The sequence below is a fragment of the Pseudomonas sp. ADAK2 genome (assembly GCF_012935755.1).
In the GTDB taxonomy this organism is placed as follows: Bacteria; Pseudomonadota; Gammaproteobacteria; order Pseudomonadales; family Pseudomonadaceae; genus Aquipseudomonas.
The window spans coordinates 85,112-101,481 of sequence record NZ_CP052862.1; the positions used below are offsets into that span (position 1 = coordinate 85,112).

17 protein-coding genes and 1 tRNA gene are annotated in these 16,370 nt (G+C 60.4%); 14 read left to right on the forward strand and 4 right to left on the reverse strand.

Features of this window, described 5'->3' with window-relative positions; translation table 11 throughout:
- The first annotated feature begins 15 nt into the window (after positions 1–15).
- Together HKK52_RS00500 and HKK52_RS00505 are read left to right on the forward strand one after the other, a co-directional pair.
- Positions 16–966 (forward strand): aldo/keto reductase, encoded by a 951-nt coding sequence (locus HKK52_RS00500; protein WP_169368818.1) that lies wholly within the window; start codon positions 16–18, stop codon positions 964–966.
- 141 nt (positions 967–1,107) lie between these two features.
- Positions 1,108–2,040, forward strand: coding sequence for a LysR family transcriptional regulator (locus tag HKK52_RS00505; RefSeq protein WP_169368819.1), 933 nt, complete (start codon positions 1,108–1,110; stop codon positions 2,038–2,040).
- Between the two features lie 48 nt (positions 2,041–2,088).
- On the opposite strand, the gene HKK52_RS00510 is transcribed toward HKK52_RS00505, so the two are convergent.
- Both HKK52_RS00510 and HKK52_RS00515 read right to left on the reverse strand, forming a co-directional pair.
- Positions 2,089–2,361: a DUF2790 domain-containing protein gene (locus HKK52_RS00510; protein ID WP_169368820.1), complete on the reverse strand. Its 273-nt coding sequence runs from the start codon at positions 2,359–2,361 to the stop codon at positions 2,089–2,091.
- 146 nt (positions 2,362–2,507) lie between these two features.
- Positions 2,508–3,362 (reverse strand): LysR substrate-binding domain-containing protein, encoded by an 855-nt coding sequence (locus tag HKK52_RS00515; RefSeq protein WP_169368821.1) that lies wholly within the window; start codon positions 3,360–3,362, stop codon positions 2,508–2,510.
- 134 nt (positions 3,363–3,496) lie between these two features.
- Between HKK52_RS00515 and HKK52_RS00520 the strand changes: the two genes are divergently transcribed.
- The 5 genes from HKK52_RS00520 to HKK52_RS00540 all read left to right on the forward strand — a co-directional run bounded on the left by HKK52_RS00520 (position 3,497) and on the right by HKK52_RS00540 (position 7,842).
- Positions 3,497–4,540, forward strand: a complete 1,044-nt coding sequence (locus tag HKK52_RS00520; protein ID WP_169368822.1) for an agmatine deiminase family protein — start codon at positions 3,497–3,499, stop codon at positions 4,538–4,540.
- A gap of 4 nt (positions 4,541–4,544) precedes the next feature.
- Positions 4,545–5,453, forward strand: a complete 909-nt coding sequence (gene aguB / locus HKK52_RS00525; RefSeq protein WP_169368823.1) for an N-carbamoylputrescine amidase — start codon at positions 4,545–4,547, stop codon at positions 5,451–5,453.
- 2 nt (positions 5,454–5,455) lie between these two features.
- Positions 5,456–6,553, forward strand: coding sequence for an extracellular solute-binding protein (locus HKK52_RS00530; protein ID WP_169368824.1), 1,098 nt, complete (start codon positions 5,456–5,458; stop codon positions 6,551–6,553).
- Between the two features lie 14 nt (positions 6,554–6,567).
- Entirely contained in the window at positions 6,568–7,680 is a 1,113-nt protein-coding gene (locus tag HKK52_RS00535) for an agmatine deiminase family protein (RefSeq protein ID WP_169368825.1), read from the forward strand.
- An 87-nt stretch (positions 7,681–7,767) separates the two neighbouring features.
- Positions 7,768–7,842, forward strand: a tRNA-Gln gene (locus HKK52_RS00540).
- A gap of 263 nt (positions 7,843–8,105) precedes the next feature.
- Here the strand turns inward: HKK52_RS00540 and HKK52_RS00545 are convergent.
- Positions 8,106–8,957: an AraC family transcriptional regulator gene (locus HKK52_RS00545; protein ID WP_169374143.1), complete on the reverse strand. Its 852-nt coding sequence runs from the start codon at positions 8,955–8,957 to the stop codon at positions 8,106–8,108.
- A gap of 155 nt (positions 8,958–9,112) precedes the next feature.
- On the opposite strand from HKK52_RS00545, the gene HKK52_RS00550 reads away from it, so the two are divergent.
- Both HKK52_RS00550 and HKK52_RS00555 read left to right on the forward strand, forming a co-directional pair.
- Complete coding sequence (locus tag HKK52_RS00550) at positions 9,113–9,862, forward strand: glucose 1-dehydrogenase (protein WP_169368826.1); 750 nt, start codon at positions 9,113–9,115, stop codon at positions 9,860–9,862.
- A 123-nt stretch (positions 9,863–9,985) separates the two neighbouring features.
- Positions 9,986–10,957 (forward strand): saccharopine dehydrogenase family protein, encoded by a 972-nt coding sequence (locus HKK52_RS00555; protein WP_169368827.1) that lies wholly within the window; start codon positions 9,986–9,988, stop codon positions 10,955–10,957.
- Positions 10,958–10,995: 38 nt separating this feature from the next.
- Here the strand turns inward: HKK52_RS00555 and HKK52_RS00560 are convergent, their stop codons facing one another.
- On the reverse strand, positions 10,996–11,913 hold the full coding sequence (locus HKK52_RS00560; RefSeq protein WP_149659802.1) for a LysR family transcriptional regulator: 918 nt from the start codon (positions 11,911–11,913) through the stop codon (positions 10,996–10,998).
- A 125-nt stretch (positions 11,914–12,038) separates the two neighbouring features.
- On the opposite strand from HKK52_RS00560, the gene HKK52_RS00565 reads away from it, so the two are divergent.
- The 5 genes from HKK52_RS00565 to HKK52_RS00585 all read left to right on the forward strand — a co-directional run bounded on the left by HKK52_RS00565 (position 12,039) and on the right by HKK52_RS00585 (position 16,359).
- The gene (locus HKK52_RS00565; protein WP_169368828.1) at positions 12,039–12,797 is read left to right on the forward strand and encodes a 5-oxoprolinase subunit PxpA; all 759 of its coding nucleotides are present in this window, start codon (positions 12,039–12,041) and stop codon (positions 12,795–12,797) included.
- A gap of 92 nt (positions 12,798–12,889) precedes the next feature.
- On the forward strand, positions 12,890–13,135 hold the full coding sequence (locus HKK52_RS00570; protein WP_095079351.1) for an acetyl-CoA carboxylase: 246 nt from the start codon (positions 12,890–12,892) through the stop codon (positions 13,133–13,135).
- Positions 13,136–13,145: 10 nt separating this feature from the next.
- The gene (locus HKK52_RS00575) at positions 13,146–14,519 is read left to right on the forward strand and encodes an acetyl-CoA carboxylase biotin carboxylase subunit (protein ID WP_169368829.1); all 1,374 of its coding nucleotides are present in this window, start codon (positions 13,146–13,148) and stop codon (positions 14,517–14,519) included.
- Entirely contained in the window at positions 14,516–15,388 is an 873-nt protein-coding gene (locus HKK52_RS00580) for a 5-oxoprolinase subunit B family protein (RefSeq protein WP_169368830.1), read from the forward strand. Before HKK52_RS00575 ends, HKK52_RS00580 begins: the two co-directional genes overlap by 4 nt.
- Complete coding sequence (locus HKK52_RS00585; protein WP_169368831.1) at positions 15,385–16,359, forward strand: biotin-dependent carboxyltransferase family protein; 975 nt, start codon at positions 15,385–15,387, stop codon at positions 16,357–16,359. The genes HKK52_RS00580 and HKK52_RS00585 overlap by 4 nt, the downstream gene beginning before the upstream one ends.
- Positions 16,360–16,370: the final 11 nt, after the last annotated feature.

A 16,370-nucleotide genomic window follows, 5' to 3' on the forward strand; every position in this document is an offset into this window, starting at 1 on the left:
TAGTGGAGTAAAGACATGTCATATGAAGCCTTTCACGATGGACTTCGCGATACCCGATTCCCGCTGAATCACGGTTCCGGCCAGATACCGGCCGTGGGATTTGGCACGCTGTTTCGCGATCTCAGCGTTACGACGCAAGCAGTCAATGATGCACTGGACGCCGGGTTTCGCCATTTCGACTGTGCAGAACGCTATCGCAACGAAGACATGGTCGGCGTTGCTTTGAAAGACGTGTTCGAGGCCGGCAAGATTCGGCGCGAGGACCTGTTCATCACCACCAAACTGTGGAACACCAACCATCGGCCCGAGCGCGTTAAACCCGCTTTTGAGGCCAGTTGCCAACGGCTTCAGGTCGACTATATCGACTGCTATTTGATTCACACGCCGTTCGCCTTTCAACCCGGTGATAACCAGGATCCAAGGGATGCTTTTGGGCATGTCATCTACGATTCCGGCGTGACCTTGATCGAGACCTGGCGCGCACTTGAACGCCTGGTGGATGAAGGCCGGTGCACGTCCATCGGCTTGTCGGATATCACCTTGCCGGCGTTGAAAGAGATCGTGGCCGTGGCGCGGATCAAACCCGCCGTGGTGCAGGTTGAATCCCATCCTTATCTGCCGGAATGGGAACTGCTGGAGTTTTGTCAGCAGCACGGCATCATCGTCCTGGCCTTTGCGCCGCTGGGGCATGGCATGGAGCCGAAAGTCCTGGAAGATTCGGTGATTACCGGGATCGCCCGGCGCTTGCAGAAGACCCCGGCGCAAGTGGCGTTGGCCTGGTCGGTGCAGCGGGGTGTGGCGTTTTTGACGACCTCGGCAACACCGAGCCATATCCAGGAGAACATGGATATTGCTACCTTGCCGCAGCGGGCCATGCGTGAGATCAAGGAAGAGATTACGACGCGGGTGCGGTTCAACTCGGTGGTGGAGACCGGCGTGCCTGGGTTTATCGCGCGCAAGAAATAATGCAGAAACTGTAGGAGCAAAGCTTGCTCGCGATGGCGTCAACCCTGATCCACCGCGTTATCGTTCATCGCGGGCAAGTCTTGCTCCTACACAAATGAGTCGGTGCCACGCTTTTTATCCGTTGTCTCTGAGGTGCCATTGATGGACGTTTTCCAGACCATGCGTTTTTTCATGACGGTCGCTCAAAGCGGCAGCTTCACTGCAGCTGCCGAGATTCTGGACACCACCACCACCAACGTTTCCAAAGCCGTCTCCAGTCTCGAAGCGAGGCTACAAACCCGCCTGATCAACCGCACCACCCGACGCCTGGCGCTGACCGAAGCCGGTACGCGCTATTTGCAGCGCTGCGAGAAAATCCTGGATGAGGTGCGCGAGGCGGATGAGGAGGCGGGCACGGCTCAAGTCATGCCTGCGGGCAGGCTGAAGATTCACGCGATGGCCGCCATCGGCAATCACTACGTGATCGATGCCATCGCCAGGTACAGGGAGACGCAACCCTCGGTCATGTTTGATCTGACCCTGACCAATCGGCTGCCTGATTTGCTGGAGGAGGGCTATGACATGTCGATTGTGCTGGCGCGGGATCTGCCAGATTCGGGCTTTGTCGCCCAGCGGCTTGGTATCACCTACAGCATCCTTTGCGCTTCGCCTGCATACCTGAAGAAACGCGGCATTCCCGATTCGCCGGGTGCCCTTGCTGCACATGATTGTTTGAGAATTGTTAACACGGTCATGCCGGTTGAACACTGGGCATTTGAGGGGCCGGAAGGCGTGGAGACGATCACTATTCCCGTGTCTCCTTTCCACATCAATACCGCCGATGGCATGACCGTCGCGATCACCAATGGAATGGGGATCGGCATTCAACCGATTGCTTCTGCGGTGAATGGCCTGAAAGCGGGGACGCTAGTGCGCGTGTTGCCGGAGTATCACTTCGAGGAATTCAATCTGTTTGCCATCTACCCGTCACGCAAGTTCGTGGACGCAAAAATAAAGACCTGGGTGGAATTTCTCAAGACGTACATTCCAGGCTTGTTGGCTGCTGATGAAAAAATAGTCGGTTCAGCGAAGTAGCGATGGCCGCAGGTATGGAGTGTCGACCCTCCATCGTCTGCACGGCACTCAACCGTTTGAACAGCCAGTGCCCATGACTTGATACTGCAGAATGTGTCGTTGGCCGTGGGAATCCTCGTAGGTCATTTGCGCTGGAACCGGACCGCATTGATCCCCGGTATCGGTAATCGCAATGACTTTCTGGATGTCCAGGTTCATGCCGTAAGCATAACTTTCAGCCGGTGGCTGGCGGGTCGCCTCAGTTGAATCAGCGTCGTCTGCAAAGGCGTGTGCGCCGACACCGACAAGCGCAAAAAACAGCGCAATGTTTGAGAGTTTCATGATGTTCACCGTCTCGTTCAAGGTGGGTTGTTTGACCTCGCGAGCTGTTTGCTCAGCGGGTAGAGACGATGCTAGGGGTTTGCCTTTCCCTCAAATAGCCGGCCACGGGACAAACACTGTTGCCGGATTTCGCATGAATAGCGCCGTTAGGCCGCCTCCAGCTGACTCAGCAACCACTCGCTGAAACTTTGCGCGTTGCTTTCACTGTCGCGGTGGGTCAGCAGCGCCCAGTTCGGGCCGCGGATGGTTTGCTCCACCAAAGGTTGCAACGAACCGTTGGCCCGTGCCTGACGACTCAATAGTTCGCTGACCAGGGCGATGCCCAGTCCGGCGCACGCGGCGTCCAGCAGCAGGCCGGGATCGGAGAAGTTCAGTCCTTGATCGTGCTGGCCGACATCGATGCCAGCCTCGACCGCCCAATGACTCCAATCCATTTCTCGCTCGCCGTGCAGGGTGGTGCGCCGTTCGGTAGGCAGCGCCAACAGGCTCGGATGACACGCCGGGTAGAGGCGGTCGGTGTGCAGCACTTTGAAGCTGCATTCGGCTTGGGAGCTGATGTCGTCGCGCACGGCGACGTCGATGGTCTGGGTGGTCATGTCCGGGACTTCATCGGTGCTGTAGATCCACAGATCAACCTCCGGATGCTGACGGCGAAAATCCCCCAGGCGTGGCAGCAGCCAGTGACGGGCGAACGCTGGCGTGGTGTTGAGCACCAGTTGGTTGGGTTTCTGGTATTGCCCGAGGCGACGAATGCCCACGGCCAATTGCTGCAGCAGCGCCTGGGTGGTGCTGAGCAAATCATGGCCGGCATCGGTCAGGCTGACGCTGCGGCCACTGCGGAAAAACAACGGCTGCTCAAGGTAAGCCTCAAGGCTGCGGATCTGCTGACTGATCGCCGATTGGGTCAGGTTCAGCTCGGCGGCAGCTTTGTGGAAACTGCCCAGTCGGGCAGCGGCTTCGAAGCCGCGAAGGGTACTGAGCGGGGGCCAGTGCTTGAGCATATTGATAAGTTCCTCTAATCAGTTTTCCACTAAATCCATCGTTTGTTCGCCTGTTTTTACGGCCGTAGCATGCATGCCAAGACTTTCGAGACAGTTTTCATTGAACACAATGTCTTAACTAAAAGGTACTGGTGATGCAACAGAACAACAATGGTTGGATGATGCCCGCAGAGTGGGTCAAGCACGCCGCGACTTGGATGGTGTGGCCACATAACCAGGCACTTTGGGAATCCGGTTGGCGCGTCACCTTGGCGCAGGTGCAAGAGGATTTCGCCGGGGTAGCCAACGCCATCGCCCGTTTCGAACCGGTGAAAATGGTCGTTGATCCGTCGGCAATGACCAGTGCCAAAGCGCTGTGCGGCCGCAACATCGAATTGATCCCGCTGGCCGTGAACGACAGCTGGTTTCGCGACTCCGGCCCGAGCTTCGTCTGCCACCCGCAACAGGGCCTGGCCGGTGTGAGCTGGCGCTTCAATGCGTGGGGCGGCAAGTCGGCCCACGACCTCGATGAAAGCCTGGCGCGCCGCGCACTCAATCACCTCGGCCTGGCGTGTTTCGGCACACCGCTGAGCAACGAGGGCGGGGCGATTCATGTCGACGGCGAAGGCACGCTGATCACCACCGAATCGGTGTTGCTCAACGCCAATCGCAACCCGGACACCAGCAAGGCTGAGATGGAAGACATCTTCAGCCGTCTGCTGGGCGTGAAGAAAACCATCTGGCTACCGGGCGATCCGGATTACGTGACCGGCGACATGACCGATGGCCACGTCGATGGCGTCTGCGCCTTTGCCCGCCCTGGGGTGTTGCTGGTGGATGCGACCCACGACAAACAGTCGGTGTACGCCGAAGTGGCCCGCGAGAACCGCCGCGCTTTGGAGTTGGCCACCGATGCCCAGGGTCGCCGATTCGAGTTGATCGAGTTGTTCGAAGCCACCGACGCCGTGGACACCGAAGCCGAAGTGTTCTGCGCCTCGTACACCAACTTCTACATCGCCAACGGCGCGATCATCATGCCGGCCTATGGCATCGACGCCGACCACGCGGCGGCCGAGGTGTTGGCTCAGGCGTTCCCAGGACGCGAAGTGGTGCCGGTGCGGATCAATCACCTGGCCCATGGCGGCGGCGGGGTGCATTGCATCACCCAGCAACAGCCGGCCTGGCCAGTGGAGGGTTGAAGCCATGACCCTGTTGACGATCGCCACCACCCAGATGCCGTGCACCTGGGACTTGCCAAACAACCTTGATCTGGCTGAGCAGTTGGTCCGCGAAGCGGCGGCCAAAGGCGCGCAAGTTATCCTGCTGCAAGAGCTGTTTGCCACGCCGTATTTCTGCATCGAGCAAAGCCATAAACACCTGGCGCTCGCCGAAGAATATCGCGACAGCCATGTGCTCAAGCGCTTTGCCGCACTGGCCAGGGAATTGGGGGTGGTACTGCCATTGAGCTGGTTCGAGAAGGCTGGCAATGCCTACTTCAATTCCTTGAGCGTGGCCGATGCCGATGGACGTTTGTTGGGGGTGTATCGCAAGACCCATATCCCCAACGCCATCGGTTATCAGGAGAAGGAATACTTCAGCCCCGGCGATACCGGATTCCGGGTCTGGGACACGGCGTTCGGGCGTCTCGGCGTGGGGATCTGCTGGGATCAGTGGTTCCCCGAGACCGCGCGCTGCCTGGCGTTGATGGGTGCCGAAGTCCTGCTGTTTCCCACGGCCATTGGCTCTGAACCGGGTTGTGCAGCCCTGGATTCCCGGGACCACTGGCAGATGACCATGCGCGGTCACGCGGCGGCGAACATCCTGCCGGTGGTGGCGGCCAATCGCGTCGGCCGGGAAGTGGCGACCACCGATCCTGCGTTGCAGATGAGCTTCTACGGCTCCTCATTTATCTGCAACCACAAGGGCAAATTGCTCGCCGAAGCCGACCGTGACAGCACCGGTGTGCTGGTCCATAGCCTCGACCTGGCCGCCATGCGCGAAGAACGCCTGAGCTGGGGCATTTACCGCGACCGTCGTCCAGACATGTACGGCGCGTTGCTGAGCCAGGACGGCCGACACCTCCATTCTCGCTGGGCTACCCAAGGGGTTTGATCATGCGTATTGCCAACCGGTTGTTGCTCGCTGTCCTGACGCTGTCATGTGCTGCGCCATCGCTGCACGCCGAAGAGAAAACCCTGCGGCTGTATAACTGGGCCGATTATTTTGCCGAAGACACCTTGGCCAAATTCACCGCCGAAACCGGGATCAAGGTGATCTACGACGTCATGGACGGCAGCGAAACCCTTGAAGCGAAAATGCTCGCCGGCGGCAGTGGTTACGACCTGATTTTCCCCGGCGACACCGTGGCCGAACGCTTGATGCGCGCCCACAGTCTGTTGCCGCTGGACCAAGCCAAACTCACCGCAGTGGGCGACATCGAGCCCGGTTTACAGAAACTGCGCTCCCATTACGGGTTTTCCAGAAACGCCACCGTGCCTTACACCTGGGGCACCATCGGCCTGACCTACAATACCGAGCAGATCAAACAACGGGCGCCGGATGCGCCGGTCAACAGCCTGGACATGTTGTTCAAGCCGGAACTGGCGGCCAAATTCGCCGATTGCGGTATTTCGATGATCGACTCGCCGGACGAAGTGCTGGCGGTGGTGCTCAACTACCTCGGCCGCGAGCCGCGCAGTGCCAAGCCTGAGGACCTCGCTGCAGCGAGTGAGCTGCTGATGAAACTGCGGCCGTACATTCGCAAGTTCCAGTCGCAACCGGTGACCGACCTGGTCAACGGCAACCTGTGCCTGTCCCTCGGCTATAGCGGCGACATGACCCAGGCGCAACGTACCTCGGACAGCGCCGGCAAGAACACCTCGTTCCAGTACCGCATCCCCCGCGAAGGCACCACGGTGTGGATGGACACCATGGCGATCCCGGTCGACGCGCAACACCCGGAGTACGCCTACGCGTTCATTAATTTCGTCATGCGCCCGCAGAACATGGCGGCCATCAGTAACTTCACCGGCTATCCCACTTCCAATGCCAAGGCCCGTCCAGAGGTTGACGCGACCATGCGCAATAACCCGGATATTTACCTCGACGAGGCGACCTATGCGCGGCTGATTCCGGGCAAGGACATTCTCCAGTCAGACATGCGCGCGCGGATGCGGACGTGGACCAAATTCAAGACGGCCACTGCGAAATGATCAGGGAGGGATATATGCCGACACGTCGGGATTTCATCAAACAGGTATCGGTTGTCGCCGGTGTAGGCATCGCCGCTTCCTTGGGGCTGACGCGCGTGCAAGCGGCTGTCGCTCAGGGTTGGTACATGCCGGACGAGGGCGACAAACATCAACGGGCCTTCATCGCATTCGGCGCGCAGGAGGCGATCTGGGCTGATTTCACCCCTGACGTGCAAGCCGCCCTGGGTTTGATCGCGCGCACCATCGCCCGCTATGAACCAGTGACCGTGTTCTGTCGTCAGCGTGAGCGGGCGTTGGCCGAGAAACAGTGCGGCACGAGCAATGTCACCTACGTCACCACCGAACTCGACGACATCTGGATGCGCGACATCGGCGCCAACTTTGTCACCGACGGCAAGGGCGGACTGGGCGCCGTGGATTTCAACTTCAACGGCTGGGGCAACAAACAACAGCATGGCAAGGATGCGCAATTGGCCGCTCGGGTGGCGAGCACCGCGCAGGCCGATTATGTACGCAGCGAACTGGTGGGCGAGGGCGGTGCGATCGAAGTGGATGGCCATGGCACCGGGATCATGACCGAAAGTAGCTGGATCAATAGCAACCGCAACCCCGACTGGAGCAAGACCGAGGTCGAAGAGGAACTGAAAGCCCAATTAGGCCTGCGCAAAATCATCTGGCTGCCGGGCATCAAGGGCAAGGACATCACCGATGCTCACGTCGATTTCTATGCGCGTTTTACCCAACCCGGCGTGGTGATCGCCAACCTCGACAACGACCCAGCGTCATTCGATTACAAGGTCACCCGTGCGCATCTGGAGATTCTCAAAAACGCCACGGACGCCGAGGGTCGCAAGCTACAGGTGCATACCGTGTCGCCGCCGCTCAAGCCGCGCAAAAGCAGTTTCAGCCGCAACAACCCGGATTTTGCCGCGGGCTACATCAACTACTTCGTGATCAATGGGGCGATCATCGCCCCCGAATTTGGTGACAAGGCAGCCGATGCCAAGGCGTTTGAGCTGTTGTCGCAGCTCTACCCGGAGCGTGAAGTGGTGCAGCTTAATATCGACGCGATCAGCGCCGGGGGAGGCGGTATTCACTGCGTGACCAGTCACCAACCATCGGTTTAATGGCAACTGGCTGTTTTAAAACAAATTATTTATGAAGGGGGGCTTCCCAGGCACCGCGAAAGTTGATAAATTGCCGCCCGCTCTTGCAGGGGCGTCGCCAAGCGGTAAGGCAGCAGGTTTTGATCCTGCCATGCGTTGGTTCAAATCCAGCCGCCCCTGCCATATTCCCTAAAAAGGGGACAGATCTATTTTCTGTGGAAAATAGGTCTGTCCCCTTTTTTTTATGCCCGTCGCGCGACCATCGGTTCGAGTAATAGTGACAATCACTAATGACAAGTTCTGCTTCGCCGGATAAACGTTGAAAATCGCCTCCATCGAAAACGCTGTTCAGGAATGTCACCGGTTTTCAACGAAGCTCCTTTGGTTGGCCGCAACCAACCAATTTTTTACCCCGCGCCTCATTAGGTCGCGGGGTTTTTTTTTGCCTATTGCGGTCTGAATCGCGCCGCATCTCGTCCCGGTGGCATCCCGAACAGACGCGCATATTCACGGCTGAACTGTGAGGCGCTTTCATAGCCCACGGTGAATGCGATAGACGCGGCGTCGCGAGGATCGAACAGTAGCAACCAGCGCGCCCTGAGCAGGCGCAGTCGTTTCTGGTACTGAATGGGTGCCATACCGGTGATGGCTTTGAAGTGACGATAGAACGCCGAAACGCTCATCTCGGCCATCGCCGCGAGGGGTTCCACACGAAAGGGTTCGCTGTAGTGCTCGCGGATCCATAGAGTGGAACGCCGGATCTGCGCCAGGCGCCCATCCGGTCGCGCGATTTCCCGCAGCATCCCACCGAACGGCCCTTGCAGGATTCGAAACAGAATCTCTCGCTCGATCATCGGCGCCAGCACCGCCGCCTCGTGTGGGTGATCCATCAGCCGCATCATGCGCAACCATGCGTCAATCAATGCAGTCGGCGCTGTCACCGCAGAGAAGCCATTGCTGGCGCCTTGCTCGCCGCTTTTGACCTCATCGACCAGCACTGTGGCGATGACGTTGGGGTCCAGGGTCAGGCTGATCGCAAGGTAGGGTTCGTCCGGGGCGCTGGGGTAAATCTCGCCGGTGGCGGGTACGTCCACGGGCACCAGGAAATAGCTGGTCGGCGGGTACTGCAACACCTGATCGCCAATCGACAACGTCTTCGAACCTTGCAGCACCAGGTGCAGCATCGGCTGATAAACCTGATTCGCACACGCCTCGGCCCGGACCATTGATACGCGCGCCAGGCCGGTGTCGGTCCACTTGTCTTGCGCGCGCATCACGATGCTGCGCAGCTCATCCATTGCTTCGTTCATGGAGTCGAACATGGCGCAGACCCGCATGCAAAGCAAGGCACGCGAGAAGAATGGGCAAGCATAGGGGAAGAACCGGCAACCGTTTGACCTGTGGTTGCGCGAATACTGGTGCGACACATCACTCTTGTTTAAAAGGTCATTGCATGAAACTCGAAGGCAAAATTGCAGTTGTCACCGGCGCATCGAAAGGCATCGGCGCGGGGATCGCCAAGGCGCTCGCTGCGGCGGGTGCCACGGTGGTGGTGAACTATGCGTCCAGCAAACACGACGCCGATGCGGTGGTTGCACAGATCCAGGCGCAGGGCGGCAATGCCGTCGGCATTCAGGCGGACATGAGCCAGTCTGCCGACGTGATTCGCTTGTTCGACACTGTCAGGAGCGACTACGGAACGCTGGATATTCTGGTGAATAACGCGGGAGTCGCGGTGTTCCAAATGCTCGAAGACTTCACCGAGGAAGCGTTTCATCAGCAATTCAACGTCAATGTGCTCGGCTATCTGTTGGCGGCGCGAGAGGCCGTCAAACTGTTTGGCCCAGCGGGCAGCATCATCAACATCAGCTCGATTCTCAGTACCGATCCCTACTTGGCCTCCAGTGTGTATTCGGCCACCAAGGGCGCGGTCGACACCTTGACCTTCGCCCTGGCCCGGGAGCTTGGGCCGCGCGGTATCCGGGTCAACGCGATCATGCCCGGCCACACCAACACCCCCGCGACTGACGGTAACTTCGCCGGTGAGTTTGGCGAAAAACTGATTGCGGGCACGCCGCTGGGCCGTTTTGGCGAGCCGGAAGATATTGCGCCGCTGGCGATGTTTCTGGCCTCCGGGGACTCGCATTGGATAACCGGAGAATCCATCCGGGCATCCGGTGGCGTGCGCGGGGTTGGCTACTGATCACCGCCGAGTAACTGCGGCCGCGACAAAAGCACAAACAGGCAGGATTCGAGTAGGAACCACGGCGGCTCGCTGCGCAGGCAAGGGTTACCGTGGTGGCTCACTCGAACAGGCGGCGGGCACATGAAAAAGTTGATGATCTACGGGGCGACGGGCTACACCGGGCGCATGGCGGCCGAGCAGGCCTGGGCGCTGGGGCTGGACCTCGTCATCGCCGGACGCAATGCCGAAAAATTGCTGGCGCTGGCGACGCAACTGGACGTTCCTTACCGAGTATTCAGCGCGGATGGCCCGGTAGACCTGACCGACATTGGTGTGTTGCTCAACTTCGCCGGACCGTTCGCGCAAACGGCGGAGCCCTTGATGAAGGCCTGTATCACCGCGGGGGTCGATTATCTGGACATCACGGCCGAGATCAATGTCTATCGGCTGGCGGAACGGCTGGGCGCGCAGGCTGCCGAGGCGGGTGTCATGCTGCTGCCCGGGGTCGGTTGGGACGTGGTGCCGACTGACTGCCTGGCGCTGCATGTCGCGCGCCGGGTGCAGAATCCGCAATCGCTGAAAGTGGCGTTGCAAGTGGCAGGTTCCATGTCACGGGGATCGGCCATGAGTGTTGGCGAGATCATCGGCGCGGGCCTGTTGGCGCGGGTTGACGGTCAGCTCGTCGCCACACCTGAGGCGCAGCCACAAGACTTCGATTTTGGCGATGGCCCGGCGCTGTGCGCGCCGTTGTCGTTTGGTGACCTGGTCACTGGCTGGCACTCAACCGGCATTCCCAACATCGCGATGTTCGTGCACATCAGCGGCGATGCCTTTCCCGAAGGCGATCTGTCGCAACTGCCCGACGGTCCCAGCGTTCAGCAGCGTGAAGCCCATCGCGCCCGCGCCGTGGCGCAAGTCACCGGGGCGGACGGCCGCGTTGCCCGTTCCGTGATCGAAACCGTCAACGGCTACAGCTACACGCCGTTGGTGGCCGTGGAAGCGGCCCGTCGGGTGTTGGGAGGTGAGCGGCGAGGCGGTTTTGAAACGCCTGGGCGAGTGTTCGGAATGGGCTTTGCCGAAACGATTGCCGGGACGACCATCACCGATTTTTAGGGTGTTATTTGGATGCTGGAAAATCGTGCGTGCGGCTTTCAGCGTCGCGCAGACAGCTGTTGCGGCGCCAGAAACGCATCGTGGAAGTAGTTACGAAACGCCTGCATCGCCGGGCTGAATTCCCGCTCGCGATGCCACGCCAGACCGACGCTCATCGGCGTCACCTTGTCGGTGATCGTCAGGGTTTCGATGCGTTTGCCTTCCAGCGACCAGGGGCGGTGCACCAGGTCCGAGAGGATCGCCACGCCGCTGCCATTGGCGACCATGCTGCGCACCGCTTCCACTGAACTGGTGCGCACCCGCACGTTGGGCTGCTGGCGTGCGTGCTCCCAGTAACGCATCGCACTTTGTTCGGCTTCGTCGACGGTCAGCAGGATGTAGGGTTCCTTCGCCACATCGGCGAGGCTGACCGCCGAACGTTCGCACAGCGGATGGTGGCTGGGCAGCCATAACCGGCGTTCGGAATTGAAGAGGATTTCCGAGACGATGTCCGGGTGCGTGAGGTTCGCGGTGAGCACCACGGCCATGTCGAAGCGACCTTCCAGCAAACCTTCTTCGATGGCCGTCCGTTCCTGTTCGTGGACTTCGATGGCCACGTCCGGATGCCAGTGTTCCAGCCGTTGCAAATGGTGCGGCAGGAAGTAGCCGATCACCGTGTAACTCGCCGCCAGACGCAGCAGGCCACTGGCGCGAATGTCCGGCAACGGGCTGTTCATCGCGTCATCGACGCTGCGCAAAATCACATACGCCCGATTCAAGAAGTGCCGCCCGGCATCGGTCAGGCTCATGCCCTGGGCTGAGCGCTGAAACAACAGCGCGCCCAGCATTCCCTCCAGTTCCTTGATCGCCGTGGTTACCGCCGACTGGGAAATATTCAGATGAATCGCGGCCTGGGAAATTTGCCCGATCTCGGCGGTGGCGACGAAATAGCGGACCTGGCGCAGGGTCAGTGACATGAGTTCTCCCGACGATGGGGTATCTGTTTTTCAGAAGATACCCTATCTGTTAATAGATCTTCCCAAGGGGTATGGAGGAATCTAACGTGGGCTGCATGAAGTCACAAGCGTCAGGAGCAAGCGTCATGCAAGCAGTAGATTTCAACTCGGACATGGGCGAAGGCTTCGGCCCATGGACCATCGGCGACGGAGTCGACAATGAGCTGATGGGCTTCATCAGTTCCGCCAATATCGCCACTGGTTTTCATGCCGGCGACCCCAGCACCATGCGCCGCACCATCGAGCAGGCCAAACGCCTGGGCGTGGCCATCGGCGCGCATCCGGGGTTTCGCGACCTGGTCGGTTTCGGCCGTCGACACATCAATGCACCGGCCCAGGAACTGGTCGACGACATGCTCTACCAGTTGGGCGCCTTGCGTGAACTCGCCCGGGTTCAAGGCGTGGCCCTGCAACACATCAAGCCTCATGGCGCGCTCTACATGCACCTGGCGCGAGACGAGGAAGCCGCGCGTTTGCTGGTGGAAAACCTCCAGCGGCTGGAACCTGAGTTGCTGCTGTATTGCATGCCCGATTCGGTGATCTGGCGGGTCGCCACAGAACTCGGCCAACCGGTGATCCGCGAGTTCTACGCCGACCGCGAATACGACCTCAGCGGCTCCATCGTCTTTACCCGCAACGTGCGCGCTTACGACCCGGCCCAAGTGGCCGCGCGAGTGTTGCGCGCTTGCCAGGAAGGCGTGGTGCGCACGGTCGAGGGTGAAGACCTGGCGATTGAATTCGATTCCATCTGTTTACACAGCGATACCCCGGGTGCCCTGGCGTTGGTCGAAGCCACCCGCCGTGCCCTCGACAGCGCCGGGATCGAGGTTCGCACGCCGCGCTAAATCAGGACGAAACACCTGGCACACAGACGCCAGGGTTTGCACACCGATTCATTTTTGCCTGCCTTTCTACAACTATTCCAAGAGGAACAGACATGGCCGAACACACTGTAATCACCCCGTTGCCCGGGACCTTCTACCGCAAAGCCACTCCCGAATCGGCGAACTTCGTCGAGGTGGGCGCGCAGGTCAGTGCCGACACGGTGATTGGCCTGATCGAGGTCATGAAGCAGTTTTCCGAACTGACCGCCGGGACGGCCGGTCGCCTCAGCGCATTCCTGGTAGAAGACGGCGATCCGGTGGAACCGGGTCAGGTCGTCGCAACACTCGACGACGAGTGAGGGCGCGATCATGACGCAAGCCATTCATAAATTAATGATCGCCAACCGTGGCGAAATCGCCGTGCGGATTATCCGCGCCGCCAAAGCGTTAGGAATTCCCACCGTTGCGGCGTGCAGCGAGGCAGACGTCGATTCCCAGGCCGCGCGCATGGCTGATGAAATCCACGTTCTCGGTCCGGCCCGCGCCGATAAAAGTTACCTGAACGTCGAAGCGTTGCTTGGTGCCCTGAAAGCCACCGGCGCCAATGCCGTACACCCCGGATATGGCTTTCTTTCGGAGAACGCCGATTTCGCCGAAGCGGTCCTCGCTGCCGGGGCGATTTTCGTCGGCCCGAGCCCGGAGACGATCCGGCGCATGGGCGATAAAGCCGAGGCCCGCCGCACCGCGCAAGAGGCCGGTGTGCCCGTGGTGCCGGGCTCCCCCGGTGAGTTGTTCGATGTCGAATCGGCGCTCACAGCAGCTGAGTCCGTTGGCTTTCCACTGTTGATCAAAGCCTCGGCCGGTGGCGGCGGACGCGGCATTCGGCTGGCGGAAAACGCCCAACAACTGGCAGAAGAATTTCCCCGTTCCCAGCGCGAAGCCCAGGCGGCGTTCGGCAATGGTGCGGTGTATCTGGAGCGGTTTATCAGCAAGGCCCGGCACATCGAAGTGCAGGTCTTGGGCGACGGTCAGCACGCCGTGCACCTGTTCGAACGCGAATGTTCGCTGCAACGTCGACGCCAGAAGATCTTTGAAGAGGCGCCGTCGCCGGTACTTAGCCAGCTACAACGCGAGACGCTCTGCGCCAGCGCCGTGCGCCTGACCGAATCCCTCGGCTACAAGGGCGCCGGGACGCTGGAGTATCTGTATGACGACGCCACCGGCGAGTTCTTTTTTATCGAGATGAACACGCGGATTCAGGTGGAACACCCGGTCAGCGAATTGATCACCGGCATCGATCTGGTCCAGGCCATGTTGCGGATTGCCGGTGGTGAACCGCTGGGCCTCAAGCAAAGTGACATCCGACTCAACGGCGCCGCCCTGCAAATGCGCCTGAACGCTGAAGACCCGGCGCGGGATTTCTTCCCCAGCCCGGGGCTGGTCGAGGAACTGATCTGGCCGCAAGGCGAGGGCATTCGCGTCGATACGCACCTGTATCAAGGCTACCGCGTGCCGCCTTACTATGACTCGCTGTTGGCCAAACTGATCGTGCACGGTGCCGATCGCGCCGAAGCCCTGGCCCGTGCGCGGGTGGCGGTCAGGCGGACCACGCTCACCGGCATGGCCAGCACTTTGGCGTTGCACGGCGAACTGCTGGAACAACCGTGGCTGCACAGCGCCGACTTCCACACCGGCACCCTGGAAACCTGGCTGGCCGAGCGCCGCAGCGGAGGTGAAGCATGAGCACTCCCATCCGCTACAGCTTTGGCGCCGATGAGCATTTGTTTGCCGAAGTCAGCGACAGCATGTCCCTTGAAGCGTTCTTCAAAGGCCTGGCCGTCACCCGCGCGGTGGAACGGCTGGCGCTGGATGGCGTACTCGATATCTGCCTGGCCAATGCGTCGTTCCAGATTCGTTTCGACCCGGATCGCATCGCCCCTCACACCTTGCTCGAAGCGGTCAAAATCGCCGAGGCCGGGGCCGTTGCCGAGCGTACGTTGCAGACGCGGATCATCGAAATTCCGGTGCTCTACAACGACCCCTGGACCCACGAAACCCTGATGCGTTTTCGCGACCGGCATCAGGACCCGAGCGCGACGGACCTGGAATACGCTGCGCGGATTAATGGCCTTAAGGACGTCGAGGCGTTCATCGCCGCTCACAGTGGTGCGCCGTGGTTTGTCTCGATGGTCGGCTTCGTCGCCGGGCTGCCATTCATGTTCCAGATGGTCGAGCGCGAGCGGCAGTTGCAGGTGCCCAAGTACCTGCGCCCGCGCACCGACACACCGAAACTGACCCTGGGTCACGGTGGTTGTTTCGGCTGCATCTACTCGGTGCGCGGTGCCGGTGGTTACCAGATGTTCGGCGTCACGCCGGCGCCGATCTACGACCCGCAACAAAACCTGGCGTACCTGAAAGAGCACATGGTGTTTTTCCGTCCGGGCGACATCGTGCAGTTCAAACCGATGGACCGTGAGGCCTACGACCACGCGGTGGCCGAAGTCGAAGCAGGGCGCTTCGATCTGCGGATTCGCCCGGTGGAATTTTCGCTGGATGCGTTTCTCGCCGATCCCGTCGGTTATCCCAAGTCGCTGCAGGAGGTGTTGGCATGATCAAGGTCCTCAAACCCGGCCTCGCCACCTCGGTACAAGACTTGGGCCGCGAAGGGTATTACCACTTGGGCATTCCGCCCTCCGGCGCGCTGGATCAGTACGCCTTGAGCGCGGCCAATCAACTGGTCGGCAATTCGGCGGGTGCGGCGGCGTTGGAGTGCACGTTGCTGGGGCCGGAGCTGGAGTTTCAGCAAGACGCGTTGGTGGCGGTATCCGGTGCGCACATGACGCCACGGGTCGATGGCGTGGAAATGCACCACGACACGGCATTCGCGGTGAAGGCCGGGCAAGTGCTGCGCTTTGACTTTCCCAAGGCTGGCGCCCGTGCCTATCTGGCCGTGGCCGGCGGCATCGATGTGCCGGTGGTGCTCGGCAGTCGTTCCACCTATGCCCTCGGCGCACTCGGCGGTTTCCAGGGACGACGCTTGATCGCGGGCGACGAATTGCCGGTGGGCGTCGCCAGCGGCAAGAGCCGCATCGGCGCCAGTTTGCCGATGGCGTTGCGGCAATCCTTGGGTGGCGAAATCACTCTGCGGGTGGTGCCGGGTCTGTATTACCACCGCTTGACCGAGTCCGCCGCGCGCAGTTTCTTCGCCGAACCCTGGACGGTCGGCTCGGAAGCGGACCGCATCGGCTATCGCTTCAAGGGCGGCAGCGCGCTGAGCTTTCAGCCCCGCGAGCAACCGTTCGGCGCCGGTTCCGATCCGTCGAACATCGTCGACAGTTGCTACCCGATCGGCTCGATCCAGGTCCCGGCCGGGCTCGAACCGATCGTGCTGCACCGCGACGCCGTGTCCGGCGGTGGCTACGCGATGATCGGCACGGTGATCAGCGCCGACCTCGATTTGATCGGCCAGATGCAACCCAACCAGAAGGCCCGCTTTGTCGCGGTAACCCTCGAAGAGGCGCTGGAAGCGCGACGTTCCTATAAGAAAAAACTCAGCTGCCTGAGCAAGCTGTTCCCTTCCTGATACTGCCCGCC